A 302-nucleotide genomic window follows, 5' to 3' on the forward strand; every position below is an offset into this window, starting at 1 on the left:
CGCTTTATGTCAAGTGGTTGTGAACCGTTTTGTGTTTAGGGGTTGGGGGTTGGGGCGTGTGGTGGTGGTTGTGCGGATGATGGTGACTTCTTCGGGGAGTCCGGTTGGGATGGTTGGTGGTGTGTGGATGAGTCCTTGTTGGAGGGCTTGTTGGGTGGCGTGGTGGCGGTTTTGTTGGAGGGTTGTCCAGGTTCCGTCGTGCACGCTTTGTGGGGTGTAGTAGTTGATTCCGCTGTGGGGTCGGTTGTTGTAGACCTTGATGTAGTCGTTGACCCAGGCGGTGGCGTCAGCCAGGCTGGTAA

The 302-nt window shown here is 56.6% G+C and carries 1 pseudogene; it reads right to left on the reverse strand.

What is annotated here, in order from left to right:
* Window positions 1-9: 9 nt before the first annotated feature.
* Window positions 10-302 (reverse strand): annotated as a pseudogene (locus L8U60_RS10790) (hypothetical protein); the annotation flags it as partial.

Origin of the sequence: Corynebacterium meitnerae, assembly GCF_027570075.1 — a bacterium.
Taxonomy (GTDB): Bacteria; Actinomycetota; Actinomycetes; order Mycobacteriales; family Mycobacteriaceae; genus Corynebacterium; species Corynebacterium meitnerae.